The sequence below is a fragment of the Halomonas faecis genome (assembly GCF_010993975.1).
Classification (GTDB): Bacteria; Pseudomonadota; Gammaproteobacteria; order Pseudomonadales; family Halomonadaceae; genus Halomonas; species Halomonas faecis.
In genome coordinates, this window is sequence record NZ_JAACZO010000043.1 from 123,174 (window position 1) to 149,211 (window position 26,038).

At 65.1% G+C, this 26,038-nt stretch carries 30 protein-coding genes and 1 pseudogene; 20 read left to right on the forward strand and 11 right to left on the reverse strand.

Going from position 1 to position 26,038, the window contains the following annotated elements; all coding sequences use genetic code 11:
- Window positions 1-125: 125 nt before the first annotated feature.
- From GFD32_RS13820 to GFD32_RS13830, 3 genes and pseudogenes are all read left to right on the forward strand, one after another.
- Complete coding sequence (locus GFD32_RS13820; protein WP_163577193.1) at window positions 126-362, forward strand: transmembrane sensor/regulator PpyR; 237 nt, start codon at window positions 126-128, stop codon at window positions 360-362.
- Window positions 361-549 (forward strand): annotated as a pseudogene (gene sdhB / locus GFD32_RS13825) (succinate dehydrogenase iron-sulfur subunit); the annotation flags it as partial. The gene GFD32_RS13820 and the pseudogene sdhB, both read left to right, overlap by 2 nt.
- A 136-nt stretch (window positions 550-685) precedes the next feature.
- Window positions 686-1,030: a hexameric tyrosine-coordinated heme protein gene (locus GFD32_RS13830; RefSeq protein WP_205599134.1), complete on the forward strand. Its 345-nt coding sequence runs from the start codon at window positions 686-688 to the stop codon at window positions 1,028-1,030.
- 88 nt (window positions 1,031-1,118) lie between these two features.
- On the opposite strand, the gene GFD32_RS13835 is transcribed toward GFD32_RS13830, so the two are convergent.
- Window positions 1,119-1,685, reverse strand: a complete 567-nt coding sequence (locus tag GFD32_RS13835) for a YIP1 family protein (protein WP_163577194.1) — start codon at window positions 1,683-1,685, stop codon at window positions 1,119-1,121.
- Window positions 1,686-1,801: 116 nt separating this feature from the next.
- Here GFD32_RS13835 and GFD32_RS13840 point away from each other — a divergent pair, with 116 nt between their 5' ends.
- Both GFD32_RS13840 and GFD32_RS13845 read left to right on the forward strand, forming a co-directional pair.
- On the forward strand, window positions 1,802-2,215 hold the full coding sequence (locus GFD32_RS13840) for a MarR family transcriptional regulator (RefSeq protein WP_163577195.1): 414 nt from the start codon (window positions 1,802-1,804) through the stop codon (window positions 2,213-2,215).
- A gap of 128 nt (window positions 2,216-2,343) precedes the next feature.
- Window positions 2,344-3,501 (forward strand): cytochrome P450, encoded by a 1,158-nt coding sequence (locus GFD32_RS13845; RefSeq protein WP_163577196.1) that lies wholly within the window; start codon window positions 2,344-2,346, stop codon window positions 3,499-3,501.
- A gap of 80 nt (window positions 3,502-3,581) precedes the next feature.
- Here GFD32_RS13845 and GFD32_RS13850 read toward each other — a convergent pair whose 3' ends face one another.
- Window positions 3,582-4,802 carry a cytochrome D1 domain-containing protein gene (locus GFD32_RS13850; protein WP_163577197.1) on the reverse strand — a complete coding sequence of 407 codons (1,221 nt, stop codon included), beginning with the start codon at window positions 4,800-4,802 and terminating at the stop codon, window positions 3,582-3,584.
- 44 nt (window positions 4,803-4,846) lie between these two features.
- Window positions 4,847-5,191 carry a c-type cytochrome gene (locus GFD32_RS13855; RefSeq protein WP_163577198.1) on the reverse strand — a complete coding sequence of 115 codons (345 nt, stop codon included), beginning with the start codon at window positions 5,189-5,191 and terminating at the stop codon, window positions 4,847-4,849.
- Between the two features lie 255 nt (window positions 5,192-5,446).
- Between GFD32_RS13855 and GFD32_RS13860 the strand changes: the two genes are divergently transcribed.
- The 15 genes from GFD32_RS13860 to GFD32_RS13930 all read left to right on the forward strand — a co-directional run bounded on the left by GFD32_RS13860 (window position 5,447) and on the right by GFD32_RS13930 (window position 18,578).
- Entirely contained in the window at window positions 5,447-5,920 is a 474-nt protein-coding gene (locus GFD32_RS13860; RefSeq protein WP_163577199.1) for an Lrp/AsnC family transcriptional regulator, read from the forward strand.
- Window positions 5,917-6,444 carry a siroheme decarboxylase subunit beta gene (ahbB, locus tag GFD32_RS13865; RefSeq protein ID WP_163577200.1) on the forward strand — a complete coding sequence of 176 codons (528 nt, stop codon included), beginning with the start codon at window positions 5,917-5,919 and terminating at the stop codon, window positions 6,442-6,444. The genes GFD32_RS13860 and ahbB (GFD32_RS13865) overlap by 4 nt, the downstream gene beginning before the upstream one ends.
- Complete coding sequence (locus tag GFD32_RS13870; RefSeq protein ID WP_163577201.1) at window positions 6,416-6,898, forward strand: AsnC family transcriptional regulator; 483 nt, start codon at window positions 6,416-6,418, stop codon at window positions 6,896-6,898. The genes ahbB (GFD32_RS13865) and GFD32_RS13870 overlap by 29 nt, the downstream gene beginning before the upstream one ends.
- A complete protein-coding gene (gene ahbB / locus GFD32_RS13875; protein WP_163577202.1) occupies window positions 6,873-7,433 on the forward strand; it encodes a siroheme decarboxylase subunit beta in 561 nt (186 codons plus the stop codon). The genes GFD32_RS13870 and ahbB (GFD32_RS13875) overlap by 26 nt, the downstream gene beginning before the upstream one ends.
- A gap of 26 nt (window positions 7,434-7,459) precedes the next feature.
- Entirely contained in the window at window positions 7,460-8,659 is a 1,200-nt protein-coding gene (gene nirJ, locus GFD32_RS13880) for a heme d1 biosynthesis radical SAM protein NirJ (RefSeq protein WP_163577203.1), read from the forward strand.
- 67 nt (window positions 8,660-8,726) lie between these two features.
- Complete coding sequence (cobA, locus tag GFD32_RS13885) at window positions 8,727-9,578, forward strand: uroporphyrinogen-III C-methyltransferase (protein ID WP_163577204.1); 852 nt, start codon at window positions 8,727-8,729, stop codon at window positions 9,576-9,578.
- Window positions 9,575-11,116 carry a nitrite reductase gene (locus GFD32_RS13890; RefSeq protein ID WP_276208810.1) on the forward strand — a complete coding sequence of 514 codons (1,542 nt, stop codon included), beginning with the start codon at window positions 9,575-9,577 and terminating at the stop codon, window positions 11,114-11,116. The genes cobA and GFD32_RS13890 overlap by 4 nt, the downstream gene beginning before the upstream one ends.
- Before the next feature lie 145 nt (window positions 11,117-11,261).
- Window positions 11,262-12,473 carry an NnrS family protein gene (locus tag GFD32_RS13895; protein WP_163577205.1) on the forward strand — a complete coding sequence of 404 codons (1,212 nt, stop codon included), beginning with the start codon at window positions 11,262-11,264 and terminating at the stop codon, window positions 12,471-12,473.
- Window positions 12,474-12,538: 65 nt separating this feature from the next.
- A complete protein-coding gene (locus GFD32_RS13900) occupies window positions 12,539-12,943 on the forward strand; it encodes a SirB2 family protein (RefSeq protein WP_407081080.1) in 405 nt (134 codons plus the stop codon).
- A gap of 62 nt (window positions 12,944-13,005) precedes the next feature.
- Window positions 13,006-13,323 (forward strand): carboxymuconolactone decarboxylase family protein, encoded by a 318-nt coding sequence (locus GFD32_RS13905; protein ID WP_163577206.1) that lies wholly within the window; start codon window positions 13,006-13,008, stop codon window positions 13,321-13,323.
- A 238-nt stretch (window positions 13,324-13,561) separates the two neighbouring features.
- On the forward strand, window positions 13,562-14,014 hold the full coding sequence (locus tag GFD32_RS13910) for a c-type cytochrome (protein ID WP_163577207.1): 453 nt from the start codon (window positions 13,562-13,564) through the stop codon (window positions 14,012-14,014).
- Between the two features lie 47 nt (window positions 14,015-14,061).
- Window positions 14,062-15,408: a cbb3-type cytochrome c oxidase subunit I gene (locus GFD32_RS13915; protein WP_163577208.1), complete on the forward strand. Its 1,347-nt coding sequence runs from the start codon at window positions 14,062-14,064 to the stop codon at window positions 15,406-15,408.
- A 52-nt stretch (window positions 15,409-15,460) separates the two neighbouring features.
- Window positions 15,461-16,276, forward strand: a complete 816-nt coding sequence (locus GFD32_RS13920; protein ID WP_163577209.1) for a CbbQ/NirQ/NorQ/GpvN family protein — start codon at window positions 15,461-15,463, stop codon at window positions 16,274-16,276.
- Window positions 16,277-16,382: 106 nt separating this feature from the next.
- Window positions 16,383-18,329 carry a nitric oxide reductase activation protein NorD gene (locus GFD32_RS13925; RefSeq protein WP_163577210.1) on the forward strand — a complete coding sequence of 649 codons (1,947 nt, stop codon included), beginning with the start codon at window positions 16,383-16,385 and terminating at the stop codon, window positions 18,327-18,329.
- Between the two features lie 12 nt (window positions 18,330-18,341).
- Window positions 18,342-18,578: a hypothetical protein gene (locus GFD32_RS13930; RefSeq protein WP_163577211.1), complete on the forward strand. Its 237-nt coding sequence runs from the start codon at window positions 18,342-18,344 to the stop codon at window positions 18,576-18,578.
- Between the two features lie 24 nt (window positions 18,579-18,602).
- Here GFD32_RS13930 and GFD32_RS13935 read toward each other — a convergent pair whose 3' ends face one another.
- From GFD32_RS13935 to GFD32_RS13970, 8 genes are all read right to left on the reverse strand, one after another.
- Entirely contained in the window at window positions 18,603-18,899 is a 297-nt protein-coding gene (locus GFD32_RS13935; RefSeq protein ID WP_163577212.1) for a hypothetical protein, read from the reverse strand.
- Window positions 18,900-18,962: 63 nt separating this feature from the next.
- Window positions 18,963-19,550 (reverse strand): cytochrome c oxidase subunit 3 family protein, encoded by a 588-nt coding sequence (locus tag GFD32_RS13940; RefSeq protein WP_240455661.1) that lies wholly within the window; start codon window positions 19,548-19,550, stop codon window positions 18,963-18,965.
- A 2-nt stretch (window positions 19,551-19,552) separates the two neighbouring features.
- A complete protein-coding gene (locus GFD32_RS13945) occupies window positions 19,553-20,110 on the reverse strand; it encodes a hypothetical protein (protein ID WP_163577213.1) in 558 nt (185 codons plus the stop codon).
- 15 nt (window positions 20,111-20,125) lie between these two features.
- Window positions 20,126-20,563, reverse strand: coding sequence for a DUF4870 family protein (locus tag GFD32_RS13950; protein WP_163577214.1), 438 nt, complete (start codon window positions 20,561-20,563; stop codon window positions 20,126-20,128).
- Between the two features lie 168 nt (window positions 20,564-20,731).
- The gene (locus GFD32_RS13955; protein WP_163577215.1) at window positions 20,732-22,012 is read right to left on the reverse strand and encodes an MFS transporter; all 1,281 of its coding nucleotides are present in this window, start codon (window positions 22,010-22,012) and stop codon (window positions 20,732-20,734) included.
- A gap of 70 nt (window positions 22,013-22,082) precedes the next feature.
- Complete coding sequence (locus GFD32_RS13960) at window positions 22,083-23,588, reverse strand: MFS transporter (protein WP_163577216.1); 1,506 nt, start codon at window positions 23,586-23,588, stop codon at window positions 22,083-22,085.
- 47 nt (window positions 23,589-23,635) lie between these two features.
- On the reverse strand, window positions 23,636-24,094 hold the full coding sequence (locus GFD32_RS13965; protein ID WP_163577217.1) for a universal stress protein: 459 nt from the start codon (window positions 24,092-24,094) through the stop codon (window positions 23,636-23,638).
- A 92-nt stretch (window positions 24,095-24,186) separates the two neighbouring features.
- Window positions 24,187-25,815 (reverse strand): MFS transporter, encoded by a 1,629-nt coding sequence (locus GFD32_RS13970; protein WP_163577218.1) that lies wholly within the window; start codon window positions 25,813-25,815, stop codon window positions 24,187-24,189.
- Between the last annotated feature and the right edge of the window lie 223 nt (window positions 25,816-26,038).

A 26,038-nucleotide genomic window follows, 5' to 3' on the forward strand; every position in this document is an offset into this window, starting at 1 on the left:
TGGGTTGACCGATGGTGCACGGCGGCTATCCTATAAGAAGTAATTCAAATACATCTTTTGTTGGCAGGAAGCGATGCCCATCAGTGGCCTTTGTCGTGGCCTGCCCAGAAGCGAGGAGGAGCCGTATGCTGTTGCATTACTTCGAAGATCCCGGCCGAACCCATACGCTAGGCGACACCCTGCTGATACTGGGGCTGGCATTGCTGGGGGCCGGCGTGATGGGCGGCTACGTGATCGACGACCGGCTGTCGCTGATGGTCCAGGTGCTGGCGCATATTCTGGTCATCGTCGGCCCTACTCTGGTCAAGATCGGCTACGTCATGCGTATCAATGCCCGGCACCGCTTGCATCTCGCCTACTGAGGCCTACCGCTTTCCGATCGACAGCCGCGCTGCCGACACGGACGAGCGCTTGGCCGATCTCGACGCTCCGTTCAGCGTGTTCCGCTGTCGGCAGATCGCCAACTGCACCTGGGTGTGTCCCAAGGGGCTCAACCCGATGCGTGCCATCGGCCGCATCAAGGCGATGCTGCTGGCACGTGGAGCCTGACACTCGTCGACGTGGCCCTCGCCGGGGTTGCAGCCCGCGATATCGCTCGATGGAGGTCATTGAAGGAGACATGACGTACAGCGGATGTGCACCGATACCGAACCACCACAACGACAAGCGACGAGGAGGTTGCGAGATGACCGCACCCGTGATGATGCAGCGACGCATGCCGCTGGCCGTACTGTTCTCCACTCTGTTGGGAGCGAGCGTGTTGGGAGGCCCGGTCTGGGCCGATGAGCACGGCGACGGTGAGGCAGAGAGCTGGCTACCCAGTCTGGTCACGGAAACGCCGCAGGCGGGGTTCGCTCTGGCGGTGACTCTGTCGCAGAAAGGGGTAGCGACGACTCAGACCGATGGCGAGGTACGCCAGGCATTGCGCCCCGAGTATGCCGAGGACGCCGATAGCCTGATTGCCGTATCCCAGGTCATTGCCACCCACTTCCAGACGGTCGCAGCTGCCAACGGCTACTGGCGCGACTGACCCGACAGGCGCGATAGACCGCCGTTCCACTGCAGTGAGGCCCCGGCCATGACCGGGGCCTCGCTGCATCGTGGCCAAGCGTTGCGCCTCAATACGCCCAGACGATGGCCATCAGCAGCCCCCAGGCCAGCACCCCGGCGGCCATGATGGTGTAGGTGGCCGACATGGTCGTCACGTCGTTGTCGCTGCGCGCGCACAGCGCTTGAAGGCCGTGGTAGACCTGGCTGCAGGAGATGCCCAGTGCCACCAGCACCGCCAGGGCGTTGAGCAGCAGGCTGGGAATCAGCAGCACGATGGCCGAAGACCACAGCGGCAGCGGCGCCAGGGCGGCCAGCAAATAGGCGTCTTGATAGCCGATCGACAGTTCGCGGGTGCCGTTGACCACGGCATGGATCAGCCAGCCCATCACGCAGAAGGTGAGCAGCTCGGCCAGCAGCAAGATGGTGGTGATGAAGCGCCATTCGCGCTCGCCGAAGCCGGCCACGAAATCGTCGCCGTAATGCGTACCGGCGTAGTAGAGCAGTACCGGCGGAAGCAGCGACATGGGCAGCACCAGGCACCAGGCCAGCACGGCGATCGAGGGCTTGCGACGCTGCAACTCCTTCCAGCCCGCCTGGCGAGTGAAAGGCAGCTGAATCACGGTGATGGGGTTCATGGTGGTTTCCTGTTTCGTCGGGGGCAGTGTAAAATATCATAGCATGATATGATTAATTTCTAGGCGCTGCTGCCTGGCCTGTCAAGGTAGCCAGAACCCCAGCATCGGAGCCGCCCATGAGTGACGACGCCCTGAGCAAGCAGGATTTCGAACGGCTCTCGCACTTCCGCTATCGACTGCGCTGCTTTCTGCGCGCCAGCGAGGACATCTGCCAGCGGCACGGCTTGACCGCGCTGCAGTACCAATTGCTGTTGCACTTGAAAGGCTTCGCCGAGCGCGAGTGGGCCACGGTTGGCGAGCTCGCCGAGCGGCTGCAGGCCAAGCACCACGGTACGGTGATGCTGGTCGATCGCTGCGCACAACTGGGCTTGGTAGAGCGCCGCCCCGGACGCCATGACCGCAGACGCAGCGAGGTGCATCTGCTGCCCAAGGGAGAGCGGCTGGTCGAGGCGGTCGCCGGACTGCACCAGCCGGAGCTGCGCCACCTGCAGGAGGAGTTCCAACTGCCTGGGTGGCCCGACTTATCGTGATCGTCATGGGCTCGTCTTTCCCGTTCCGGGCAAACGCCTGAATTTGTGGCAAGTGACATGCATCAATACGGCTTTGGCCGACTTCTGGTTTCCTGTGATCCTCTGCAGACACCCGTTAAGGAGTGACGATGAGCGAGACCCCGCAACCCGACTGGGATCCGCGCGCCGAGTTCGTACAGCGCGATCAGATCGCCGCCTACGATGCCATGCGCAGTCGCTGCCCAGTGGCCTACAGCGACTACCTGCAGTGGTCGCTGTTCCGTCATGCCGACGTCAAGCGCGTGCTCGAGGATCACGACACCTTCAGCAACGCGGCGAGCCGGCACCTCTCCGTGCCCAATGCCATGGATCCGCCCGAGCACACTCGCTTCCGGCGTCTCATCGAGCCCTATTTCGGCCCCGGACCCATGGCGGCGTTCGAGCCGCGTTGTCGTGAGATCGCCGAGAGTCTGGTGGCCCGCCTGCCCGAATCGGGCGAGATCGAGGCCATGGCCGAGCTGGGCCAGAATTTCGCTCTGGAGATCCAGTGCGCCTTCATGGGTTGGCCGACGAGCCTGCATGAGCCGCTGCGCGACTGGACGCGCCGCCAGCACGCCGCCACCCTGGCCGGCGACCGTCAGGCGCTGGGCGAGCTGGCACTGGAGTTCGACGGGGTGATTCGCGACCTGCTGGAGTCCCGTCGCGCCGCTGGCGAGGCCGCGCCTGACGACGTCACCACCCGCATCATGAACGAAACCGTGGCGGGGCGAGCGCTCACCGATGAAGAGATCGTCAGCATCCTGCGCAACTGGACGGTGGGCGAGCTGGGCACCATTTCGGCCAGCATCGGCATACTGATGGGCTATCTCGCTGCTCATCCCGAGCTCCAGGCACGACTGCGGGAGTCGCCCGGGCTGCTGCCGGCGGCCATCGACGAGATCCTGCGCATCGATGCGCCGCTGATGTCCAACCGTCGACGCACCACGCGGGCGGTGGAGATCGGCGGGCGACGCATTCCCGCCGGTGAGCGGCTGACCATCCTGTGGGGCTCGGCCAACCGCGACGAGGCAGTGTTCGGCGACCCGGACGCGTTCCGCCTCGACCGCGATCCCGGGGACAACCTGCTCTACGGTGCCGGCGTTCACGTCTGCCCCGGCGCACCGCTGGCACGCATGGAGCTCGAGCTGTTCATGGAGGCGCTGCTGGCCCATACCGTGCATCTGTCACCGGTGCCGGACAAACCGGCCGTACGCGCCAAGTTCCCGGCCGGCGGCTATTCTGCGGTGCCGCTGAGGGTAATGCGCTGAGGCCGATGAGCATCACGCAGCGGCGATCCCAACAGCAGGGCCCGGGTCGATGACCCGGGCCCTGGCGTTTGCCGGCGCGCTTACAGACCGATGCGATGTGCCCGGTAGGTGAAGAACACGCCGCTGGGCGATTCGGCCTCGAGAGTGGCCAGCTTCTCGAAGGTGCGGGTGTCGTAGACGGTGACGGTATCGCTGTCGCGGGCCGAGATCCAGATGTGCTCGCCGCGCGGCGTGAACTCCTTGTGCAGCACCGAATCGCCGGGCGAGAGGGTCTCGATCACTTCGTGAGTCCGGCTGTCGATGACCTGCACCGCGTCGTTGTCGGGGTGGGCGAAGGTGACCCACACCTGGCGTTCGTCGGGGCGGCTCATCACGAAGATCGGCTGACCCTGCACCTCGATGCGGTCGGTCAGCGACCAGTCGTCGGTGTCGGCGACGAGCACCTCGTGGCGTCCTACCGCCGGGAAGAAGGCCTGGTCGCCGGCCATGGCCCAGCCTTCCAGATGCGGCATCTTGTAGACCGGCAGGCGCTCCTCGCCGCGGCCGTAGTCGGGCAGGATGCGCTGCACGCCTTTCTCGGGGTGCCACAGGTCGAGCAGCGCCATGCCGTCCTCGCCGAACAGCCCCGCTATGTAGTAACGGCCGTTGGCGGTGATCAGGGCGTCGTAGGGCTGGCTGCCGATGTCGCGGTACTTGGTCACCTCCGGCGCGTCGCCGCTCATGTCCAGCACCCAGATCTGGTTCGCCTCGAAGAGGCTGAACACGAAGCGGTTACCGGGGGCGTCCACCACGCCCACCACCTTGGCCTGGGCGGTTTCGCCTTCGTCCGTTTCATAGTCGGCGGGTACGTCGGCGACCAGCTCCAGCGTTTCGGCATCGAACACCTTGACGCCGCCGGGCTCGTAGTTGCCCACCGCGACGTAGCGGCCGTCCTGGGAGATGGCGCCGCCGATGCTGTTGCCGGACTGGATGACACGCCCATCGATCTCGCCGGTGAGCAGGTCGAGGCGCGTGAGCCCGCCGTCGCGGCCGAACACGAAGGCATGGCGGGCGTCACGACTGAACTTCACCGAGGCGTGAGAGAGGTCGCCGAAGCCGTCGACATGCTGCAGTACGGTCTTCTCGGTGGTGTCGACCAGCGCTACGCTGCCGGTGGCGCGCTCGATCACCACGCCGAGATCGCCAGTGCCGCGCAGTGACGGGGTATCGTCGCCACTGGCATCGGCCAGCGCCGGAGTGGCCGCCAGCAGTGCCAGGCCAGCAGCGACGAGCAGGGTCTTGAGCGAAGCGGTAATGGGCATCGGGTCTCTCCTGGTTGGCCGGATTGGCCTGTTGCGGCGCAGGGTCACTCCTGCGAATCCACCGTATCAAGGGGGTTATCGGTCTGCAGGTGCTCGGCGATCCAGCGTGCGTCGGCCTCATCGATCAGCGCTCCCCACCCCGGCATGGCGGTGCCGGGAATGCCGCTGAGGATGAGGTGGCTGAGCGCTTCGACGCTGTATTCGTTCATGCGGTCGCGGGGTAGGGCAGGGCCCAGCCCGCCGCGCAGCGTCATGCCGTGGCAGGAGCCGCAATCCTGGTAGAGCAGCGTCTCCAGTTCGGCCTGGCGTTCGGCGTCGGGGGCCTGCGGTTCCGCCTGGGCCACCAGCGGTATCAGGAGAGCGCAGAGCAGCAGGGGCAGCAAGTGCATGGAAAGCCTCGCGATGCAGAATGGTCTGAGCGTCGGCGAAGGACGCTCGAGCGAGTGTCCCGCCGGCGCGGAGGCGTTGCTTTGACCGGCGTCAATGGCAGTGGGGTTTGTCGTGTCGCGCCTGTGGAAAAGTCATATGGAGGATACCTCTTTTGACCTGTGTCAACGGCAGCGGCGATCATCGCTTCCCGAGTGAATGTGGCATGTAAGATACCACTGAGCCAGATCATTCCACTCGACCCCGGTGACTGCCCAATGGTCGCACTCGATGCCCTCGACCGACACCTCATCGACGCCTATCAGCGCGACCTCCCGTTGTGCGAACGCCCCTTTGCGGCCATGGCCGAGCGGCTCGGGGTGAGCGAAGCGGCGGTGCTGTCGCGGCTCGAACGTCTGGCCGCCGAAGGTGTGTTGAGTCGAGTGGGCCCGGTGTTCGACCACGCCCGGGCCGGGGCCAGTCTGCTGGCTGCCGTGGCCGTGCCGGAGGCCGAACGCGATACCGTTGCGGCACGTATCAGCGACTACGCCGGGGTGAACCACAACTACGCCCGTGAGCACCGCTACAACCTGTGGTTCGTGATGACGGCGGCAGACGAGTCGCAGCTCGACGCCCGACTCGATGCCCTGGAAGCCGAGCTGGGCCGTCCGGTGCTGCGCTTGCCCATGCTCGAGGCGTTCCACATCGACCTCGGCTTTCCCATTCCCTGGTACGAGCTGGAGGGCGTATGAGCGATATCGTGTCTCGCCAGGCGGCCGAGCGCCAGCTGCGCGCCCGGCTCGAGCAAGGTTTGCCACTCACGGCGCGTCCGTGGCAGGCGTTGGCCGAGCAGTGCGGGCTCTCCGAGGGCGAGGTGCTGGCCTGCGTCGAGCGCTGGCAGGCCGAGGGTCTGATCAAGCGCCTGGGCCTGGTGGTGCGCCACCGTGCCCTGGGTATCGACGCCAACGCTATGGTGGTGTGGGACGTGCCCGATGGCTCCGTGGGCGAGCTGGGTCAGCGGTTGGCCGCTGAGCCGGCCGTCACGCTCTGCTATCGGCGTCCGCGGCGCCCCGACTGGCCCTACAACCTGTTCTGCATGATCCACGGCACCCGCCGCGAGCAGGTCGAAGCCCAGCTTGCCGACATCGTCGTCCGCCAGGGCCTAGAGGCCATCCCCCATAGCGTGCTGTTCAGTCACCGGGCCTACAAGCAGTGTGGCGGCCGCTTTACCCAAGAGGAATCGAGCCATGAGCGCCGAGCCCATCACCCGGCCTGAGCCAGCCACGCTGGATGCCGCCGATCGACGTATCGTCAACCGCCTGCAGGATGGGTTGCCGCTGGTGGCGGCGCCCTATGCTGCCGTAGCGGCCGAGCTGGAACTCTCCGAGGGCGAACTGCTCTACCGCCTCGAGCGGCTGCTGGAGAGCGGCGTGCTGAGCCGTTTCGGACCGATGTATCACGCCGAGCGGCTGGGCGGGGGCCTGACCCTGGCCGCACTGGCGGTGCCTGAACCCGATTACCCGCGGATAACCGAGCTCGTCAACGCATTTCCCGAAGTGGCACATAACTATCGCCGCGAGCATCGGCTCAACATGTGGTTCGTGCTGGCTACCGAAACGCCGATGCGCATCGATGAGGTGGTCGCCGAGATCGAGGCGGCTACGGGCCTGCCCGTCTACAACATGCCCAAGCAGGAGGAATTCCATGTCCGTCTCCACCTGCCCGTCTGAAACCGAGGTGAGCAACCCTCCCCGGCAGGACGGGCTGGATGTCCTCGACCGGGCCATCGTAGTGGCCACCCAGGCCGGTTTGCCGCTGGTTCCCGATCCGTGGCGCGCCGTGGGCGAGCCGCTCGGACTGTCGGGCGAGGCGGTGCGCGAGCGCATGGTGCGCATGCTGGCGACCGGGATCATCCGCCGCGTGGCTGCGGTGCCCAACCACTATCGCCTGGGCTACGTGGCCAATGGCATGACGGTGTGGGACGTGGACGATGCGCACGTCGACCGGCTGGGTCGCGAAGTGGCGACGCTGCCCGGCGTCAGCCATTGCTACCGCCGCCCGCGCCACCTGCCGGAATGGCCGTACAACCTGTTCGTGATGCTGCATGGACGAACCCGCGAGGAGGTGGAGCAGCAGGCCGCACGGCTACGTGAGCGTCTGGGTGCGGCCTGCCGCGACCATCGCATCCTCTACAGCTCGCGCATTCTCAAGAAGACCGGGCTGCGCCTGGCCGGCCGCTCCGACCGGCAGGGCCAGTCGCGCTAGACGCTGCCGCTTTCGAGGAGAGTCTCATGTTCCGAGTCACCCGCTACATCAAGTCCCTGGTCGAACCGACCCCAGTGCCGCCGGCCCACAAGCCACCCGGCCCGGTGGTGATCTGGAACCTGATCCGGCGTTGCAATCTCACCTGCAAGCACTGCTATACCACCTCGGCGGACATCGACTTCGCCGGCGAGCTATCCACCGAGGAAGCCATGGCAGTGCTCGACGACCTGCACCGCTTTCGCGTGCCGGCACTCATCCTCTCGGGGGGCGAGCCGCTGATGCGCCCCGATATCTTCGACCTGTCGCGCCGCGCCCGGGCGCTGGGCATCTACACCGGCCTGTCCACCAACGGCACCCTGATCACCGAAGACAACATCGATGAGATCGCCGACGTCGGCTACGACTACGTGGGCATCAGCATCGACGGACTGGAGGCCACTCACGACGTCATCCGTCAGCGCCAGGGGGCGTTCCGCGAGTCGATGCATGCCGTCAAGCTATGCAAGGAGCGCGGCATCAAGGTGGGGCTGCGCTTCACCCTGACCCGTGAGAACTACGAGCAGCTCGGCGATATTCTGGCGCTGCTCGACGAGCACGACGTCGACAAGTTCTATCTCTCGCACCTCAACTACGGCGGTCGCGGGCGGCGCCACAGCAAGCAGGATGCCTGGCACCAGATGACCCGCGATGCCATGACGCGGCTGTTCGATCACTGCCGCAGCGAACTCGAGCGTGGCATCGAACGCGAGTACGTCACCGGCAACAACGACGCCGACGGTCCCTTCCTGCTGATGTGGGCGCGTGAACACTTCCCCGAGCAGGCGGATGCCCTGGAACAGCGCTTGCTGAACTGGGGGGGTAACGCCTCCGGCGAGTACATCGCCAACATCGACAATCTGGGCCACGTCCACCCGGATACCTTCTGGTGGGACCACGACCTGGGCAACGTTCGGGAACGCCCCTTCTCGGCGATCTGGCGCGATACCACCGACCCGCTGATGCGTGGCTTCCGGCAGCGCCCGCGGCCGCTCAAGGGGCGCTGCGCCGAGTGCGGCTTTCTGGCCATCTGCAACGGCAATACCCGGGTGCGCGCCTGGAAGGTAAGCGGAGATCCCTGGGAGGAGGATCCCGGCTGCTATCTCAGCAACCCGGAGATCGGCGTTGCCGAGGGGAGCGCACGTCGCGTGGCCGCGCCCTACGATGCCATTCAGGCCATCGAGCTATAGCTGCGCCATAACATGACACAAGACCGACCAGACAAGACCGCGTTGACGCTTCGGGGAGAGGCCGACCATGACGACATACCGCCAACCGCGACACCTGAGTTTCGACCTCGACGAGGCGCCATTGGCGCCTGGTGAGGTCGCCATCGTCGGCGCCGGGCCGGGCGACCCGGGCCTGCTGACCCTACGTGCCCTGTCGCTGCTGCAGCAGGCCGACTGCCTGGTTTTCGACCGCCTGGTCTCCCAGGAAGTGCTGGCGCTGGCGAGCCCCGGCGTAGAGCGTTTCTACGTCGGTAAGGCGGCGAGTCACCATGCCCTGCCTCAGGAAGAAACCAACGCTCTGCTGGTGCGCCTGGCCCGCGACGGACAGCGGGTGCTGCGTCTCAAGGGCGGCGACCCCTACATCTTCGGCCGCGGCGGTGAGGAGGCCGAGTACCTCATCGAGCATGGCATCGGCTTTCGCGTGGTGCCGGGCATCACCTCGGCATCCGGCTGTTCCACCTACTCGGGTTTTCCGCTCACCCATCGCGACTTCGCCCAGAGCGTCACCTTCGTCACCGGCCACGCCAAGGCGGACGGCGAACTGGCGCTGGACTGGTCGGCGCTGGCGGTGCCCAATCACACCGTGGTGTTCTACATGGGGCTGGCCAACGCCGAACTGATCAGTCGCGAAATGCAACGCCATGGGTTGCCCGCCTCGCATCCGGTAGCGCTGGTGGAGCGCGGCACCACCCCCGAGCAGCGCCATGTACTGGCCACTCTAGGTGATGTTGTCGAGGTCATCGAGCGCGAGGCGTTCCGCCCGCCGACCCTCATCGTGGTGGGCGAGGTGGTTCGCCTGGCCGATCATCTGGCGCCGGCAATGACCAACCTGACCCGGCATGCGATGGAGGAACCGCCCATGGGGAGGCTGGCACTGTGAACCTGCGCATCACCGTGACGACTCTGTTGACCGGAGCCCTGTGGGGGCTCGGCGTGATGGCATCGCCAGCATTGGCCGAGACGCCGGATCCGCACATGCTCTACAACCAGCACTGCTCCGCCTGCCACGGCGTGGGGCGGCTGGGCGGAATCGGGCCGGCGTTGCTGCCGGAAAACCTATCGCGACTCAAGCCCGACGCGGCCCAGGAGGTGATTCGTGACGGTCGCCCGGCCACGCAGATGCCGGCCTTCGGTGCGTTGCTCGACGATGACGAAGTCGCCGCACTGGCCGAGTGGATCTATGAGCCGCCCGAGGAAGAACCGACCTGGACGGATGACGACATCCTCGCCAGCCATGTCGTCGATCATCCTTACGGGAGTCTGCCCGACGAACCGGGGTTCGAGGTCGAGGATCTCAAGAACCTCTTCATCGTGGTGGAGACGGGCGACCACCACGTCAGCCTGCTTGATGGCGACACCTTCGAGCGCATCGAGCGCTTTCCCAGCCGCTATGCTCTGCATGGCGGGCCCAAGTACACGCCGGATGGCCGTTACGTCTACTTCGGCTCCCGCGATGGCTGGATCACCAAGTACGACATCTACAACCTCGAAGTCACCGCCGAGGTGCGTGCCGGCATCAACATGCGCAATATCGCCGTCTCGGCCGATGGCCGCTACGTGATGGCCGCCAACTACCTGCCGCACACCCTGGTGCTGTTCGATGCCCGCAATCTCGAGCTGATCGCCACCCTGCCGGTGGAGGCCGAGAACGGCGAGACCTCGCGGGTCAGCGCGGTGTACACGGCGCCGCCGCGCAATAGCTTCGTCGCCGCCCTCAAGGACATTCCCGAGATCTGGGAGGTCCGCTGGCCCGAACAGCGTGCCGAAGGTGACGAGCCGCTGGTCGGCGACTTCGCTCTGCATCGCATGGCGGCGCCGGACTATATGGATGACTTCTTCTTCGATCAGTCGTACCGCTACCTGGTGGGTGCATCCCGCGGCGACGGCGGCGGTGGCGTGGTGTTCGACATGGATGCAGAGGAAAAGGTGGCCGACCTGCCGCTGGAGGGCATGCCCCACCTGGGCGCCGGCACCACCTGGGAACTCGACGGGCGCCGGGTGATGGCGATCCCGCACATCGACAAGGGGCTGGTGTCGGTGTTCGACATGAGCGACTGGTCGCTGATCACCCACATCGAGACCGACGGGCCGGGCTTCTTCATGCGCAGCCACGAGAACTCGCCCTACGTGTGGGTGGACGTCTTCTTCGGCCCCAACCACGACCGCATTCACGTGATCGACAAGCAGACGCTGGAGATCGCCGAAACGCTGATTCCCGAGCCCGGCAAGACGGCCGCCCATGTGGAGTTCGATCGCGACGGCGAGACCCTGCTGCTGAGCATCTGGGACGACGACGGCGCGCTGCTGCGCATCGACGCCGAGACGCTGGAGGAGCTCGACCGCATGCCGATGAAGAAGCCTTCGGGCAAGTACAACGTATGGAACAAGACGCAGTACGAGGAAGGAACCAGCCACTGAGACGCAAAGCCGTCAGCCGACTTCGGTTGCCCGTTCCGGCGACGGCCACTCTTCGTAAGAAGCATTCTTGATACTTGTCATGGAAGCCGCGCGTCAGTTGGCGCACAATGCGCATGTCCAAGCGTTTTACTCAGGTATCGCGACCATGCCGTCCTCTTCGTCTTCCCTGTCTTCTACCACGTTGGCGCGCCTGCCCGTGGCGCGTCTGGCCTTCCGCCCCTTCTTCCTGCTGGCGGCGCTGTTCAGCGTCCTCTCCATGGTGGTGTGGTTCGCCTTCTGGCACGGTGACATCCTGTTGCGCCCCTACGGCGGGCTGATGTTCTGGCATCAGCACGAGATGCTCTTCGGCTTTGCCATGGCCGTGGTCGCGGGTTTTCTGCTCACTGCGGTGCAGAACTGGACGGGGTTGCCGAGCCTCAAGGGAGGGCCGCTGCTGGCGCTGGTGGCCACCTGGTTGGCGGCGCGACTGCTGATGGCCTTTCCCCTGGGGCTGCCGGCCTGGCTGCTGGCATTCGTCGATCTGCTCTTTCTGCCAGCGGTGGCGGCGGTCATGGCGCGCCTGGTCATTGCTGCAAAGCGCTGGCGCAACCTGGTCTTCCTGCCCGCGCTCACACTGCTCTTCATTGCCAACCTGGCCATGCACCTCGGCGTGATGAATGGCGATGCCGACCTCATCCGCCAGGCGTCCTATCTGGCGGTGCTGTTGATCACGCTGCTGATGGTGGTGGTCGGCGGTCGAGTGATCGCCATGTTCACGGCCAATCGCCTGGGACGACCGAGGAAGGCACCCATTCCGGGGTTGGAATACGCCAGCCTGGGTAGCGTCATGGCACTGGTGCTGGCTCAACTGCTGGCCATGCTGGGGCTGACGCTGCCGGCGCCCTTGCTGGCTGCCCTCATGGGGCTGGCGGCAGTGGCCAATGGGCTACGCTTGGCGCGCTGGGATGGCTTGGCGAGCTGGCGTGAACCGCTGCTGTGGGGACTGCATGTCAGCTATGCGTTCATACCGATTGGGCTGGCCATGTGGGCGCTCTCGCAGCTGGGCAGCTTTCGCGCCGAACTCGCCGTGCATGCCCTGACCATCGGTGGCATGGGCACCATGATGTTGGCCATGATGTCGCGCGTTGCGCTTGGCCACACCGCGCGTCCCATCCGTACCCTGCCGGGCATCGGCGTGGCGCTGGGATTGATGGTGGCGGCCGCGTTGCTGCGCTCGCCGGTGCTGGCCCTGTTTCCGCAGATCACCCACTGGACCTACAACCTGGGCATCATCTTCTGGTGTCTGGCCTACGGCGTTTTCCTGTTCCACTATACGGTGCCATTGCTGTCGTCGCGTGCCGATGGCCAGGACGGCTAGCCTGCCTGCACCTCGCGCCAGCTTCGAGTGACGATTCTGCCCGCAGCCCGCAGCTGGAGTCGACCATGCTGGAGTACTACCTGCCGATCAAGCATCTGCACTTGCTGACCGTGACGCTGAGCCTGGCGTTCTTCCTGGTGCGCGCAGTGTGGTCGGTGCGCCAGGCATCGATTCTGCAGCGCCGCTGGGTGAAGGTGTTGCCTCACGTCAACGACACGCTGCTGCTCACCTTCGGGATATTGCTGATGGTAATGTTGTCGATGTGGCCTCACCAGCACCTCTGGCTTGCCGCCAAGCTCGTCGCTCTACTGCTCTACATCGGCCTGGGCACCTTGGCGATCAAGCGCGGACGCCGCCCCGTCACCCGAGCCGTGGCGGCGGTGGCAGCAGTAGCGGCCTTCGCCTACATGGTGGGGGCTGCCGTCGCTCATCACCCGCTCTCCTGGTTGGCGATCCTGTCAGCTGGCTGACGCGTCACGGGTGTCTATACTGAGGGCGCGTCAACGATTCACTCGCCAGGAAGAATGAACCCATGAGCGATCACTCTCTCCCCAGCGGTGCCGGCAAGGTGGCCGAGGAATATCCGGCGGTATGGGAGGCGTTCGAGACTCTCGGTCAACGCTGCGCCGAAAGTGGGCCACTGGATGCGCGCACCCGCCGGTTGGTCAAGCTCGCCCTGGCGGCAGGCGCCGGCTCCGAGGGCGCCGTTCACTCCCATGTGCGGCGAGGCCTGCGTGAGGGCATCGAGCCCGAAGCGTTGCGCCAGGTTGCCCTGCTGGCCGTACCCACGCTGGGCTTGCCGGCCGGCGTTGCATCGCTGACCTGGATCGACGATATCGTCGAGAGCTGAGTCGCATGTGCTGGATTTCTCCGGTCGGCCTGCGACATCGTGTCGCGAGTCGCCAGGCGGCGCCATGATCGCGGCGGTGTCGCTTCTTTCCTCCAATTTGACCAAGGTCAATGCCCGGGCGGGGTGGCTCCTGCTATTCTAAACATGCATCATAAATGCATGTTTAGAAAAAGGGGTGGGACCGGTCGATGACGGCTGCGGGTCCCGCAAATGCCAAGCAAGCAAGGGGGGATGGCCCATGACCGAAGGCCTCACCAAGGCAGCGGCCCGCAATATCTTCTATGGCGGCTCGCTGTTTTTCTTCCTGTTGTTTACCGCGCTGACGGCTCATAGCCATTGGTACATGGTCAACACGTCCACCGACAAAGAGGGGTTGACCGACTCCGTCGAGCTCGGCAAGCACGTCTGGGAAGAGAACATGTGCATCAACTGCCACAGCATCATGGGCGAGGGTGCCTACTTCGCGCCGGAGCTGGCCAACGTCTGGGAGCGCTATGGCGGCCACGACAACCCGGAAGGCGCACGCATGGCACTGACCGCCTGGATGCGAGCCCAGCCGACCGGCGCGGAAGGGCGTCGCCAGATGCCGTATTTCGACCTCAGCGACGAGGAGATGAATGCGCTGATCGACTTCCTCAAGTGGACCGACTCCATCGACGACCAGGATTGGCCACCGCACCCCGCGGGTTGAGCGGCGTGACGTGAGTCCGGGTTGATGATGCAAGGAGAACGATACCGATGAAATACGAAACCCAGAAGGTGGCCTTGCCATTCTTCATGGTGGCCATGGCGCTCTTCGCACTGCAGATCGTCTTCGGTCTGCTGGCGGCCACCGTCTATATCGCACCCAACTTCATGGCTGAAGTGATGCCCTTCAACATCATGCGTGTCAGCCATACTAACCTGCTGATCGTATGGCTGTTGATCGGCTTCATGGGCAGCACCTACTATCTGATGCCCGAAGAGGCCGAGCAGGAGATTCACAGCCCAGGGCTTGCCTACCTGCAGCTGGCAATCTTCGCCTTTGCCGGTGCAGCGGCGCTGGTCGGCTACCAGTTCGGCATCCACGAAGGGCGCGAGTTTCTCGAGCAGCCGTTCTGGATCAAGGTGCTGATCACCATTTCCTATCTGATCTTCCTATTCAACACCAGCATGACCCTGCTCAAGGGGCGCAAGACGGCCATCAACCTGGTGCTGATGCTGGGCCTGTGGCTGGCGGCGGTGTTCTGGCTGTTCGCCTTCTACAATCCTTCGAACCTCGCCGTGGACAAGCTCTACTGGTGGTGGGTCGTGCACCTGTGGGTCGAAGGCGTGTGGGAGTTGATCATGGCCTCGCTGCTCGGCTACCTGTTGATCAAGATGTCCGGCGTCGACCGCGAGGTCATCGAGAAGTGGCTCTACGTCATCGTCGGCCTGTCGCTGTTCTCGGGTCTGCTGGGTACCGGACACCACTACTACTGGATCGGTGCGCCGAGCTACTGGCAGCCCATCGGGAGCATCTTCTCCACCCTCGAGGTGATCCCGTTCTTCGCCATGGTGGTGTTCGCCTTCTACATGTTCTGGAAAGGCAGCCGTAACCATCCCAACAAGGCGGCCATGCTGTGGGCACTGGGCTGTCCGACCATTGCCTTCTTCGGCGCCGGCGTGTGGGGCTTCATGCACACTCTGTCGTTCATCAACTACTACACCCACGGCACCCAGGTCACTGCGGCGCACGGCCACCTGGCCTTCTACGGTGCCTACGTGATGCTGATCCTGGGCATCATCACCTACGCCATGCCGCAGCTGCGTCGCGTGCAGCCGTACAACCAGGTGATGAACATGTGGGGCTTCTGGATCATGACCTCGGCCATGTGCTTCATGACCTTCACCCTGACCTTTGCCGGCGTCGTTCAGACTCACCTGCAGCGGGTGCTGGGCATGAACTACATGGAGGTGCAGAGCCAGCTCGACCTCTTCTACATCATGCGTCTGGGCTCTGGCGTCGCGGTGACCGTGGCTGCCGTGATGCTGCTCTACTCCTTCTTCGGTCCGTCACGCGAGCAGGTGCCTGCCACCAGCGCGCCGTTGACTGCATCCGAGTGAGTGCTCGTCGACGGGGCGCTTGCGCCCCGTCGACCCTTCTCCTGGAGTGACCATGTCCGATACCGCCATTGCCAGCGATCCTGCCGTCGAGCAGACGCTGCCCTATTACGAGCCGGTCGGCAGCGAATGCGCGCTGTTCGAGCAGGCCTACCAGCAGCGACTGCCGTTGCTGCTCAAGGGGCCGACCGGCTGCGGCAAGACCCGTTTCGTCAGCCACATGGCGGCGAAGCTCGGGCGGCCGCTGTTCACCGTCTCGTGTCACGACGACCTCACCGCCGCCGACCTCACCGGTCGTTACCTGCTGCAGGGTGGCGAAACGCGCTGGGTCGACGGTCCGCTGACCCGCGCCGTGCGCGAGGGCGGCATCTGTTACCTCGACGAGGTGGTCGAGGCACGCAAGGACGTCACCGTGGTGTTGCACCCGTTGACCGACGACCGTCGCCTGCTACCGCTGGAACGCACCGGCGAGCTGCTCGAGGCGCCGGACGATTTCATGCTGGTGGTTTCCTACAACCCCGGCTATCAGCACATCCTCAAGTCGCTCAAGCCGAGCACCCGCCAGCGTTTCGTGGCGATGTCGTTCGATTTTCCGCCCCCCAAGGCAGAGTGCGAGATCGTCGCCCGCGAGAGCGGCCTGGCTTACGATCGCTGCGCTGCCCTGGTCAACCTGGCCTCGCGGCTGCGCGCCATGAAGGGCCAGGATCTGGAAGAGGGCGTGTCTACGCGTCTTCTCGTCTATTGTGCGACCCTGATCGCCGCAGGGATGCCGATCCTCGAAGCGACCCAGGCGACCCTGGTGGAACCGCTCTCCGACGATCAGGACGTTCAGGAAGGGCTGCTGGAATCGATCAAGGCAACCTTTGGGTAAGACGGTGCCTTATCGCGAGGTGTATCGGGGGCGGGCCTGCCGCCGGGCTAGTCCCGAGCAAAGAGCGCCGACATGAATTAACGTCTTCTCGCTCAGGAGATTGATGATGCTGGACTTTCTCGAGGTCGAGGAGTTCGTCGGCCGCCACTGGCACCGCTGGGCTTCCAGCGCGGCCAGCTATCCGGATCACCCCGAATCGGCGGTGCATCTGGACGATCTGCGTACGCTGCTCGGCGTCTTCTTTCGCAGTGGCGGTGGCGAGTCCGGTATCGAGGTGGCCGCCATCGCCCGGCGCAACTCTCGTCACCGGCTGTCGCTACGACAGCGTCTGGGTCTCGACGAAGAGGCGCTGGACCAGGCGCGCCGTGACGAGGAGCATTTGCTGTTGCCGCCGCGCATCGCGCTGTTTGCCGACGCCTCTCTGAACCGTGACCTCTACATCTGGCTCACCGCCTACCTGGCGTCGGGCCAGCGTGTCGAGGTTGCCCCCGACCCCCTGCAGAACGATCTACTGGCACTGCGTACGACGCGTCGTACCACCCTGCGGGTGCTCGAACGCTTTCCGGGCCTGGCCGAGCGCCACGCCCGGCTGTGCCAGTCGCTGCGCGAGGTTCGCCCTCAGCGCAAGCGCCTGCCGCCCATGGAGGCGGCGCTGGAGGAAGCGCTGCTCGCCCAGCTCGGTGGTCCGGTGCCCGATGACGACGGTTGGGCCGCCGCCATGCATCGCGCCGTCGTCGATGACGGATTGTCACTGGCCGACTTCCAGGCTCCGCGGGGCTATCGGCCACCGCTGCCGGTGCCGCTGTGGGGGCAGGTGGTGTCGCTGGGTACCCGTGACGGCGCTCGCGAGGACACCGCCGACGATGCGGAGATCGCCTTGCGTCGCAACCAACCGGAAGACGATGCCGGCAAGCGCCAGGCCGACCGCCGCGAGCAGGATCAAGCCGACCGCGACGACCCGCTGATGCTCAACGCCTCAGAGAAGATGCTCTCCTGGGCCGAGATGGTGAACCTCAACCGCCACGTCGAGGACGAGGAGGAGGAGACCGCCAAGGAGGCGGCCGACCAGATGGAGGAGATCGTGCTCAGCCCCAACCGCAAGCAGGCGGCCTCGCGGCTCAAGCTCGACCTTGATCTGGCACCGGACGAGGCGACAGGAGGTCGCCTGGCGGGGCGCCACACCTATCCTGAGTGGCACCACCGCAAGCAGGTTTACCTGCCGGACCACTGCGTCGTCCACAGCGATGTGCAGAGCGAGGAGGGCGAACAGTGGGAGCCCGATGAAGCGACCCGGCGACGCATTCGCCGCGTGCGCCGCGAGTTCGAGGCACTGCGGCCACGTCGCGAGATCCTGCGCGGCCAGCTGGACGGCAGTGACCTCGACATGGATGCGGTGATCCGTTCGCGCTGCGATCTGGCCGCCACCGGCGAAGCCAGTGACCGGATCTACCTGTCGGCCCGCGAGCAGGCGCGCGATCTCGCCGTGTCGATCCTCATCGACGTCTCGCTCTCCACCGAAGCCTGGCTCGAGGATCGGCGCGTCCTCGACGTCGAGAAGGAGGCCCTGTTGGTGCTGGGGCACGGCCTGGCCGGCTGCGGTGACGACTATGCCATCCACTGCTTCACCTCGCATCGCCGCCACAAGGTGTGGGTCAACACCCTGAAGGGCTTCGAGGAGACCATGAGCGATCGGGTGGCGCGCCGCATCGCCGCGCTGCGCCCCGGTCACTACACGCGCATGGGGCCGGCGATCCGTCACGTCACCCAGGAGCTGGCCAAACGCCCCAACCGCCATCGCCTGCTGCTGGTACTCACCGACGGCAAACCCAACGATACCGACTACTATGAAGGGCGCTACGGCATCGAGGATACCCGCAAGGCGGTGCTTGAGGCGCGTCAGCAGGAGGTCAAGGTATTCGGCGTGACCGTCGACAGCGAAGGCCACCGCTACGTGCCGCACCTGTTCGGGCGCGGCAGCTACGCCATCCTCAATCGCCCCGAGCACCTGTCGCTGGCGCTGCCGGGCATCTACCGTCAGATCATCGGCACCTGAGGAGACATGGCCATGACCAATCCCCGTCTCGCCATTGCCGTTGCCATTGGGCTCACCATCGGCCTGGCGGTGGTGCTGCCCCTGGCCTGGCTGATCAACAACCGCGACTGGGGGGTGGGGCTGATGCTGCTCGTGCCCCTCATCGTTTACGGCCTGATGCGCCTGGCCCGCGTCCTCGAGGCGTGGGCACGCAAACCGCCGCCCTCGCCGGGGACTTCCCGCTCCGATTCCAGCTCATCTCGGCGTTGATCGCTGGGACCACGCCAACGGCTTTCAGGCGAGTCCCAGCCGCGGCGCCGCATAGCCGGCACCGATCAGCGCCAGGGTGAAGATGACCAGCCCTATGAAAGTACCCTTCCAGGCCGGCGTGGCGGCGCGCAGATTGAGGTAGACCATCAGCAGCCGCTGGGCCTTGAAACCGGTGACCACGAGTACCAGTCCGGCCGACCACAGCGGCAGCGGCGCCCAGCTGCCCTGATCGAGCCGCGCCGAGAGCATGGCGACGAGCGTCAGCCCCATCAGCGTGAGCCAGGTGGCGAGCAGGCGGCGGGTGCCGGGCAAAGTGGTCATTATCACCTCATCGGGTCGGGCCGCTTTCAGGGCGGTGACGGGGGGTAGCGCAGTAGAGAGCCCTCAGCGCAATAAATAGATAAGCGGGTAGAGCAAAATCCAGATCAGGTCGACCATGTGCCAAAAGGCAGCGGCGGTCTCCACATTGTCGGTGCTGGTACGCCAGGTCACCAGTGCCAGCAGCCCCAGGCCGAACAGCACGTGGGCGAAGTGGAAGGCGGTCAGACCGTAGTAGAAGCCGAAGAAGAGATGGGTGTCGGGGGTGATGCCGGCCGCGAACTTGTCGGCATACTCGATCACCTTGATCACGCCGAACACCACGCCCAGTGCCATGCTGGCGGCCAGCCACTGGCGGGTGCGTCGCCGCTGGCCATGGGAGATGGCTTCCACGGCCAGTGCCACGCACAGCCCGCTGGTCAGCAGCACCAGGGTGTTGAGCCCGCCCATCAGCGGGTCGAGGGCCTGCTGGGCGGCATTGAAGGCGGCCACGTCGGTGGCGCGCTGCCAGGCGTAGAGTGCGAAGAAGGCCGTGAAGACCAGCATCTCACTGAGTATCAGCACCCACATCAGCGGGTTGCCGGGTAATGCGGAGAGCGGTCCCCAGCCGGGGTTGGGCAGGGCGTGCGCTGCGTGACGCTCGCGGGATGACACGCTCAACCCTCCTGTGGCCGGAACTCGTGGCGGACCGTGGGGGAGCCGAGCTTCCACCCTGCCCAGGCGAACAGCACCGCCAGCAGTGTGGCGATGAGGATGATGGCGCTCAGTGTACCGGTGAGCCCGGCAGTGGGGGCGCTGCGATCCACCGCAGCGCTGGTGGCGGCCTCGGGCAGCAAGCTGAAGGTGAGCGGCGTCAAGGCGGCTCCACCCAGCACGGCGACGAAGCCCGTTGCGAGCAGGGCGAGAAAGGCACGTCGCGCCCAGGGGCGGCGCTGCAGCAGCGCGATGGCCAGCCACAGGGTGAGCAGGGCGCCGGCGAGCAGCAGCACGGCCAGGGCCTGGCTGCGCTCGAGTAGCCAGGCGACACCGCCGGTCAGGCCGCCGCTGCCGGGCTCGACGGCCAGGACCAGCGCCAGTCGGTCACCGGGAAGCAGGGCCAGGCCTAGCAGGGCGACGGTCACCACGGCAAAGGCGATGAAGCCCCAGGCGATGGCGGTGACGGCGGTCGAGCGGGCGGAAAGCGGCGCGGAGCGAGTCGTGACCGATGCGTTCATGATGGGTCTCCGTCGTCAGTCGCGCAGGCTGACGGAGGCGCCGCCCAGCCATAGGCTCTTGGGGGCCTCGATGGACAGCCCCCTCATCAAGCGGTTGATGCCCACGCCGCAGCGCCCGACCATCCAGATCAGGCAGGCCGTGAAGAAGCCGTAACCCAATGCCCAGGGGGCCCAGGCGGGCAGGCGGAGCCAGCCGAGCAGCTGCCAGGCCAGCAGGCAGAGTACCGCACCGGCGATGCCCAACCAGAAGGTGCGAATCTGGAACTGCAGATGGCTGGCCACCCAGTCGGCGGCATGGCGGCGGCGCAGGTGGGCCAAGAGGACGCCAACCGGCGCCGTGACCACCGTCAGGACGCTGCCCAGGAACAGCACGTAGACCACGGCGGCGAGCTTCTTGCCGCGTTCTTCGGCGGGAATGGCATCGGAAGGCAGGGGCGCGGATGGTGCGGACATGGCCACCTCCAGGGGGCTGGGTTGCCGGTTGGACGTCGGCCTCGCCAGAAGGCTAGGCCCATCGAAGCATGACTATCGACACTATGCCGCAGGATGCTGTCGCTGTCCTTGTCACGGATCAATACCTGAGCAGAGGGGTCGGGTATTGGCTCGGGCAGATTGTCGCACTCAGGCCCGGGGCGGAGTCTCGATCACGGTCGCCTGATGGTGCTCGTCCCGGGTGAGCATCGGCACTCGCCGCTCGGTCCACCACATCCACACGATGGAAACCAAGGTCACGCCGAAGCACAGCATCCACACGGTGGTGGCCACGCCGGTGAGATCGACCAGGGCGCCGAACATGATCGGCAGCAGAAAGCCGCCCAGGCCGCCGGCTAGCCCCACGATGCCGGAGACCAGACCGAGGTTCTCGTGATAGTCGTTGGAGAGGTACTTGAACACCGAAGCCTTGCCGATGCCCCAGGCGATGCCCACCACGAACAGCGCGGCGGTGAACAGCCATACCGGAATGCCGAAGCCGAACTCCACCATGCCCTCGCCACCAGTGGTCGTCACGCGATACTGGGTCTCGGGATAGGACATGATGAACAGGGCCACCAGGCTCGCCCACATGCACCCCCAGGTAACGGTGTGGGCGCCGAAGCGGTCCGAGAGCCAGCCGCCGAAGGCGCGAATCACCCCTGAGGGCAGCACGAAGATGGTGGCGATCAGTGCGGCGAGTTGGATTCCCAGGCCGTACTCGTTCATGTAGTAGCGGGTCAGCCACAGCGAGACGCCCACGTAGCCGCCGAACACCACCGAATAGTACTGGCAATATTTCCACACCTTGGGATCGTTGAGCACCTTGACCTGCTCGCGGAGGGAAACGCGGTCGGCATTGCGATGCGTCGGGTTGGAGTAGGTGAAGAACCAGAAGACGATCGCCGTGATCAGCATGATGGCGGCGTAGATATTGGGCACCGCCTGCCAGCCCAGTACCACGATGACCGTGGGGGCGATGAACTTGGTCACTGCGGCGCCCGCGTTGCCGGCACCGAAGATGCCCATGGCCAGACCCTGGCGCTCCTTCTCGAACCACTTGGCGGTGTAGGTGATGCCCACCGAGAAGGAGCCGCCGGCCAGGCCGATGAGGGTGCCGAGAATGAGCAACTGCCAGTACTGGGTGGCGAACTGCACCATCCAGATGGCCGGCACGATGAGCACCAGGATGATGAAGAAGACCGGGCGGCCGCCGTAACGATCGGTCATGGCCCCCAGGGGCAGGCGAGTGAGCGAACCCGTGAGGATGGGGATTGCGGTGAGGATGCCGAACTGCGTGCCGTTGAGGCCGAGCTCCTCGGCAATGGGCACGCCGATCTCGCCGAACATCGTCCACACCATGAAGCACATGGTGAAGGCGAAAGTGTTGGCAGCGAGCACTGAATACTGCTTGAAGCGCTGCGAAGCCATGCTGTCTCCTTTGCGGTTCGAAAGATGTCGTGCGACGGCCGCCGGAGCGGCCATCGCACGCCAGGTCGTACTATCCCCCCTGCTGGGGTTTGGGCGGTGCCTGCTCCTGCTCTTCGATCATGCGGTCCACCGAGGAGACGAAGTACTCCTCGTCGAAGGCGCCTTCGGGCTCCTTGAGCCACAGCAGGCAGATCAGCCAGCTGAGGAAGGCGCCGGTGGCGATGATGTAGAAGAACTGAGTGGGCGTGACGAAGGTGAAGATGGTCAGGTAGACCACCGCGCCGACGTTGCCGTAGGCCCCGGCCATGCCCGAGATCTGCCCGGTGATGCGGCGTTTGATCGAGGGAATGATGCCGAAGGTCGCCCCTTCCGCCCCCTGCACGAAGAAGGAGGTGAAGATGGTGATGGCGATGGCGATGATCAGCGGCCAATTGGAGTCGAGAAGTCCCATCAGTACGAAGCCGACGCCGATGCCGAACATGTAGCTGAGCATCACGAAGCGGCGGTTGCCCAGGCGGTCGGAGACCAGGCCGCCCATGGGGCGTGCCACCAGGTTGATGAAGGCGAACGAGGCGGCGATCAGGCCGGCGACGGCAGCGCTGAGCCCCCAGGTCTGCTCGAAGAACATCGGCAGCATGGAGACCACCGCCAGTTCGGCGCCGAAGTTGGCGAAGTAGGTGCTGTTGAGCGCGGCCACGCTGTTGAAGGAGTACTTGTCGTCCTCGGGTACGCCCTTCTTGAGGATCGGCACGTTGACGCGCAGGATCTGCACGATCTGGTAGGCGACCACGGCGACGATGGCCAGGTAAGCGATGACGGCGCCGGTGGTGGAGAGGTAGCCCAGGTTCTGAATGCGCCACACCAGGATGCCCAGCACGCCCACCAGCGGGATGGTCCACAGGATCAGCTTGATCATGTCGCCCCAGCTGCTCACCTCCATGGCCATGGCCTTGCGTGGCTTGCGGTGCGCCTTGGCATCGGGGCCGTCGGTGATGGCGAACCAGTAGTAGACGCCGTAGGCGGCCATGACGATGGCGCTCTGGGCGATGGCCCAGCGCCAGCCATCGGCACCGCCGTACCAGGTGATGGCGATGGTCGGCAGGGTCATGGCGGCGGCGGCGGAGCCGAAGTTGCCCCAGCCGGCGTAGAAGCCCTCGGCGAAGCCGATGTGCTTGGGCTTGAACCACAGCGCCGTCATGTGGATGCCCACCACGAAGCTGGCGCCCACGGAGCTCAGCACCAGGCGGGAAACCAGCAGCTGGGTCATGGTATCGCCGAAGGCGAACACCAGGGCAGGGATCGACATGCTCACCATCAGCACCGAGAACACCCGGCGCGGGCCGAAGCGGTCGAGTGCCATGCCCACGATGATGCGTGCCGGGATGGTCAGCGCCACGTTGCAGATGGCGAACAGCTTGAGGTCGTCCGCCGTCAGCCAGTCCACGCTCTTGAGCATGCTGCTGGCCAGCGGCGCCATGTTGAACCAGACGTAGAAGGTGATGAAGAAGGCGATCCAGGTCAGGTGCAGGGCCCGGATCTCGGGGGTGCGAAACTTGAATAGGTCGGCGACTTTCATGGTCGTGTCATCCTGATCTCGCGAAGGAAGGAGCCTGGAATCCGGTTTCAGGGGCTGGGAAAGATCAGCAGAGGACACTCCACTCGCCGGGCGAGGAAGGAGCTGACGCTGCCGAAGGTCATGTAGTCGAGTTCGTCGACGAAGTAGCTCAACGACTGGGCGATGATGCCCCCATCGGGTTTGTTGCTGTGGCGAGCGATGATCAACAGATCGGGCCGATGCTTCTGGGTGGCGTGCAGCAGCATCTTGCGCGCATCCCCCTCGGCGAGGCTCCAGTCGACGTCGAAACCCTCCCGGGTGGCGAAGTCGGCGCCTTCCTGCAGCGCCTTCTTGAGCTCGTCGACCTCCTCCTGGAAGAGATCTTCGTTGGCGTCGGTGGCATCGCGCGGGTTCTCGGCGACGCCCACCAGCATCAGCAGTGGCGCGTTGCAGCGGAACATGCCGACCGTCTGGGCGAGTGCCAGCTTGGCGTTACGTGAGCCGTCATAGGCGATCATGATCTTCATGACTTACCTCCGTGTGAGACGGACTTTCGAATGACCGTGCCCGGACTCGGGGGAGAAGGGCACGGTCGTGACGGCGCCAGGGTGGGTTGCTGTTAGGGGTTCTTGATCTCGGCGTTCGGGCGCAGGTAGAACCACCAGTTCACCGCCAGGCAGATCGCGTAGAAGATCGCGAAGCCGTACATGGCGAGCTCCGGGGTACCCAGCTTGATCTGCTCGCCCATCACCCGCGGGGCGATGAAGGCGCCGTAGGCGGCCACGGCTGACGTCCAGCCCAGCACCGGGCCCTTCTGCTGTTGGTCGAAAATCACGCCGATGGTGCGGAAGGTGGAACCGTTGCCGATGCCGCTGGCGGCGAACAGCACGATGAAGAGCACCAGGAACATCCAGAAGTACTGGTTGGGGTCGGTCGAGTTGTAGGCCAGCATCATCACGTAGCCCACGGCCGCCGAGGCGATCACCATGATTACCGAGATCACTTGGGTGACGATGGAGCCGCCCAGCTTGTCGGAGATCCAGCCGCCCACCGGACGGATCAGGGCGCCGACGAAGGGGCCCATCCAGGCCCAGGTCAGGGCACTGGGCGCGTCGGGGTTGGCGATGCGGGTGACGCTGCCGTCGGCGGCCACGTCCATCATGTTGCCGAAGATGACGGTGATGGAGAGCGGCAGGGCCGCCGAGAAGCCGATGAAGGAGCCGAAGGTGGCGATGTAGAGCACCGTCATCGACCAGGTGTGCTTGTTCGAGAAGATGGCGAACTGCTTCTGGATGTTGGCGCGGATCTGGCCGGGCAGCAGACGCAGCAGAGCGAGCGTCAGACCGATGGTCAGCGGCAGGGCGATCCACATGTTGAGCCAGCCCAGTGCCACCACGCCGGCGATGGCGGTGAGCATGCCCACGCCGTAGAGGCCGAGGATCTTGCTGAAGGCCGCCATGGGGCTGCCGGGGTTGGGGGTGATGTCGCGGATGTTGTTCATGCCGAACCAGCCGGCGAAGGCCAGCGGGATCAGGAACACCAGCCAGACGAAGCCGGCGTTCTGGATCCAGGTTTCGGTGCCCGCCTCGATGCGGCCGATCAGGGTGCCGCTGGCCTGCTGCAGCTCCATGGGGCCACCGGCGATGGCGCCGAAAATGCCCACGGTCATCACCAGCGGAATCAGGATCTGCATGGTGGTGACGCCGAAGTTGCCGAGACCGGCGTTCATGCCCAGGGCATAGCCCTGTTGCTTCTTCGGGTAGAAGGTGGAGATGTTGCTCATCGAGCAGGCGAAGTTGCCGCCGCCGATGCCCGAGAGCAGAGCCAGGGCCTGGAATACCCAGAAGGGAGTGCCGGGGTTCATCAGCGCGATGCCGGTACCCGCGGCGGGGAGCATCAGCAGGGCGGTGGTCAGGAAGATGGTGTTGCGCCCGCCGGCGATGCGAATCATGAACGAGGCGGGAATGCGCAGGGTGGCGCCGGAGAGGCCGGCAATCGCCGTCAGCGTGAACAGCTGGTCGACGCTGAACGGAAAACCGAGGTTGCGCATCTGAGTGGTGATCATGCCCCACATCAGCCATACCGCGAAGCCCATCAGCAGGCTGGGGATGGAGATCCACAGGTTGCGCGTGGCGACCTTCTTGCCCTCGCGCTCCCAGAAAGCGTCGTTTTCGACGTCCCAGTGTTCGAGGTCGGCATTCTTCCTGCCGGAGGCGACCCTGCCCAGGTCGGCATTGGTATTGGCCATGGTGGTTTCCCCTGATGGTGAGTCCGTCGATGCCCGGCTTGCACCCTGAGGCCTGACCGGGATCAATTCAGTCCAGATGACCGCAAGATACGACGCCGCTAGGAGCGGCGAAACCGGGCGAAATGGCCGGAAAATCAGGGAAATACCACTTGAGGGGTAGCAGGGGTATTTTTATAAACCACTGTTTTTTTTGATGTTGTAAAACTCGACAGGCAAAAGAGAG

Bases quoted from the DNA above. Each gene is read 5' to 3' on its own strand.
- GFD32_RS13820 (WP_163577193.1), top strand. From the start codon at position 126: ATGCTGTTGCATTACTTCGAAGATCCCGGCCGAACCCATACGCTAGGC.
- GFD32_RS13830 (WP_205599134.1), top strand. From the start codon at position 686: ATGACCGCACCCGTGATGATGCAGCGACGCATGCCGCTGGCCGTACTG.
- GFD32_RS13835 (WP_163577194.1), bottom strand. From the start codon at position 1,685: ATGAACCCCATCACCGTGATTCAGCTGCCTTTCACTCGCCAGGCGGGC.
- GFD32_RS13840 (WP_163577195.1), top strand. From the start codon at position 1,802: ATGAGTGACGACGCCCTGAGCAAGCAGGATTTCGAACGGCTCTCGCAC.
- GFD32_RS13845 (WP_163577196.1), top strand. From the start codon at position 2,344: ATGAGCGAGACCCCGCAACCCGACTGGGATCCGCGCGCCGAGTTCGTA.
- GFD32_RS13850 (WP_163577197.1), bottom strand. From the start codon at position 4,802: ATGCCCATTACCGCTTCGCTCAAGACCCTGCTCGTCGCTGCTGGCCTG.
- GFD32_RS13855 (WP_163577198.1), bottom strand. From the start codon at position 5,191: ATGCACTTGCTGCCCCTGCTGCTCTGCGCTCTCCTGATACCGCTGGTG.
- GFD32_RS13860 (WP_163577199.1), top strand. From the start codon at position 5,447: ATGGTCGCACTCGATGCCCTCGACCGACACCTCATCGACGCCTATCAG.
- ahbB (WP_163577200.1), top strand. From the start codon at position 5,917: ATGAGCGATATCGTGTCTCGCCAGGCGGCCGAGCGCCAGCTGCGCGCC.
- GFD32_RS13870 (WP_163577201.1), top strand. From the start codon at position 6,416: ATGAGCGCCGAGCCCATCACCCGGCCTGAGCCAGCCACGCTGGATGCC.
- ahbB (WP_163577202.1), top strand. From the start codon at position 6,873: ATGTCCGTCTCCACCTGCCCGTCTGAAACCGAGGTGAGCAACCCTCCC.
- nirJ (WP_163577203.1), top strand. From the start codon at position 7,460: ATGTTCCGAGTCACCCGCTACATCAAGTCCCTGGTCGAACCGACCCCA.
- cobA (WP_163577204.1), top strand. From the start codon at position 8,727: ATGACGACATACCGCCAACCGCGACACCTGAGTTTCGACCTCGACGAG.
- GFD32_RS13895 (WP_163577205.1), top strand. From the start codon at position 11,262: ATGCCGTCCTCTTCGTCTTCCCTGTCTTCTACCACGTTGGCGCGCCTG.
- GFD32_RS13900 (WP_407081080.1), top strand. From the start codon at position 12,539: ATGCTGGAGTACTACCTGCCGATCAAGCATCTGCACTTGCTGACCGTG.
- GFD32_RS13905 (WP_163577206.1), top strand. From the start codon at position 13,006: ATGAGCGATCACTCTCTCCCCAGCGGTGCCGGCAAGGTGGCCGAGGAA.
- GFD32_RS13910 (WP_163577207.1), top strand. From the start codon at position 13,562: ATGACCGAAGGCCTCACCAAGGCAGCGGCCCGCAATATCTTCTATGGC.
- GFD32_RS13915 (WP_163577208.1), top strand. From the start codon at position 14,062: ATGAAATACGAAACCCAGAAGGTGGCCTTGCCATTCTTCATGGTGGCC.
- GFD32_RS13920 (WP_163577209.1), top strand. From the start codon at position 15,461: ATGTCCGATACCGCCATTGCCAGCGATCCTGCCGTCGAGCAGACGCTG.
- GFD32_RS13925 (WP_163577210.1), top strand. From the start codon at position 16,383: ATGCTGGACTTTCTCGAGGTCGAGGAGTTCGTCGGCCGCCACTGGCAC.
- GFD32_RS13930 (WP_163577211.1), top strand. From the start codon at position 18,342: ATGACCAATCCCCGTCTCGCCATTGCCGTTGCCATTGGGCTCACCATC.
- GFD32_RS13935 (WP_163577212.1), bottom strand. From the start codon at position 18,899: ATGACCACTTTGCCCGGCACCCGCCGCCTGCTCGCCACCTGGCTCACG.
- GFD32_RS13945 (WP_163577213.1), bottom strand. From the start codon at position 20,110: ATGAACGCATCGGTCACGACTCGCTCCGCGCCGCTTTCCGCCCGCTCG.
- GFD32_RS13950 (WP_163577214.1), bottom strand. From the start codon at position 20,563: ATGTCCGCACCATCCGCGCCCCTGCCTTCCGATGCCATTCCCGCCGAA.
- GFD32_RS13955 (WP_163577215.1), bottom strand. From the start codon at position 22,012: ATGGCTTCGCAGCGCTTCAAGCAGTATTCAGTGCTCGCTGCCAACACT.
- GFD32_RS13960 (WP_163577216.1), bottom strand. From the start codon at position 23,588: ATGAAAGTCGCCGACCTATTCAAGTTTCGCACCCCCGAGATCCGGGCC.
- GFD32_RS13965 (WP_163577217.1), bottom strand. From the start codon at position 24,094: ATGAAGATCATGATCGCCTATGACGGCTCACGTAACGCCAAGCTGGCA.
- GFD32_RS13970 (WP_163577218.1), bottom strand. From the start codon at position 25,815: ATGGCCAATACCAATGCCGACCTGGGCAGGGTCGCCTCCGGCAGGAAG.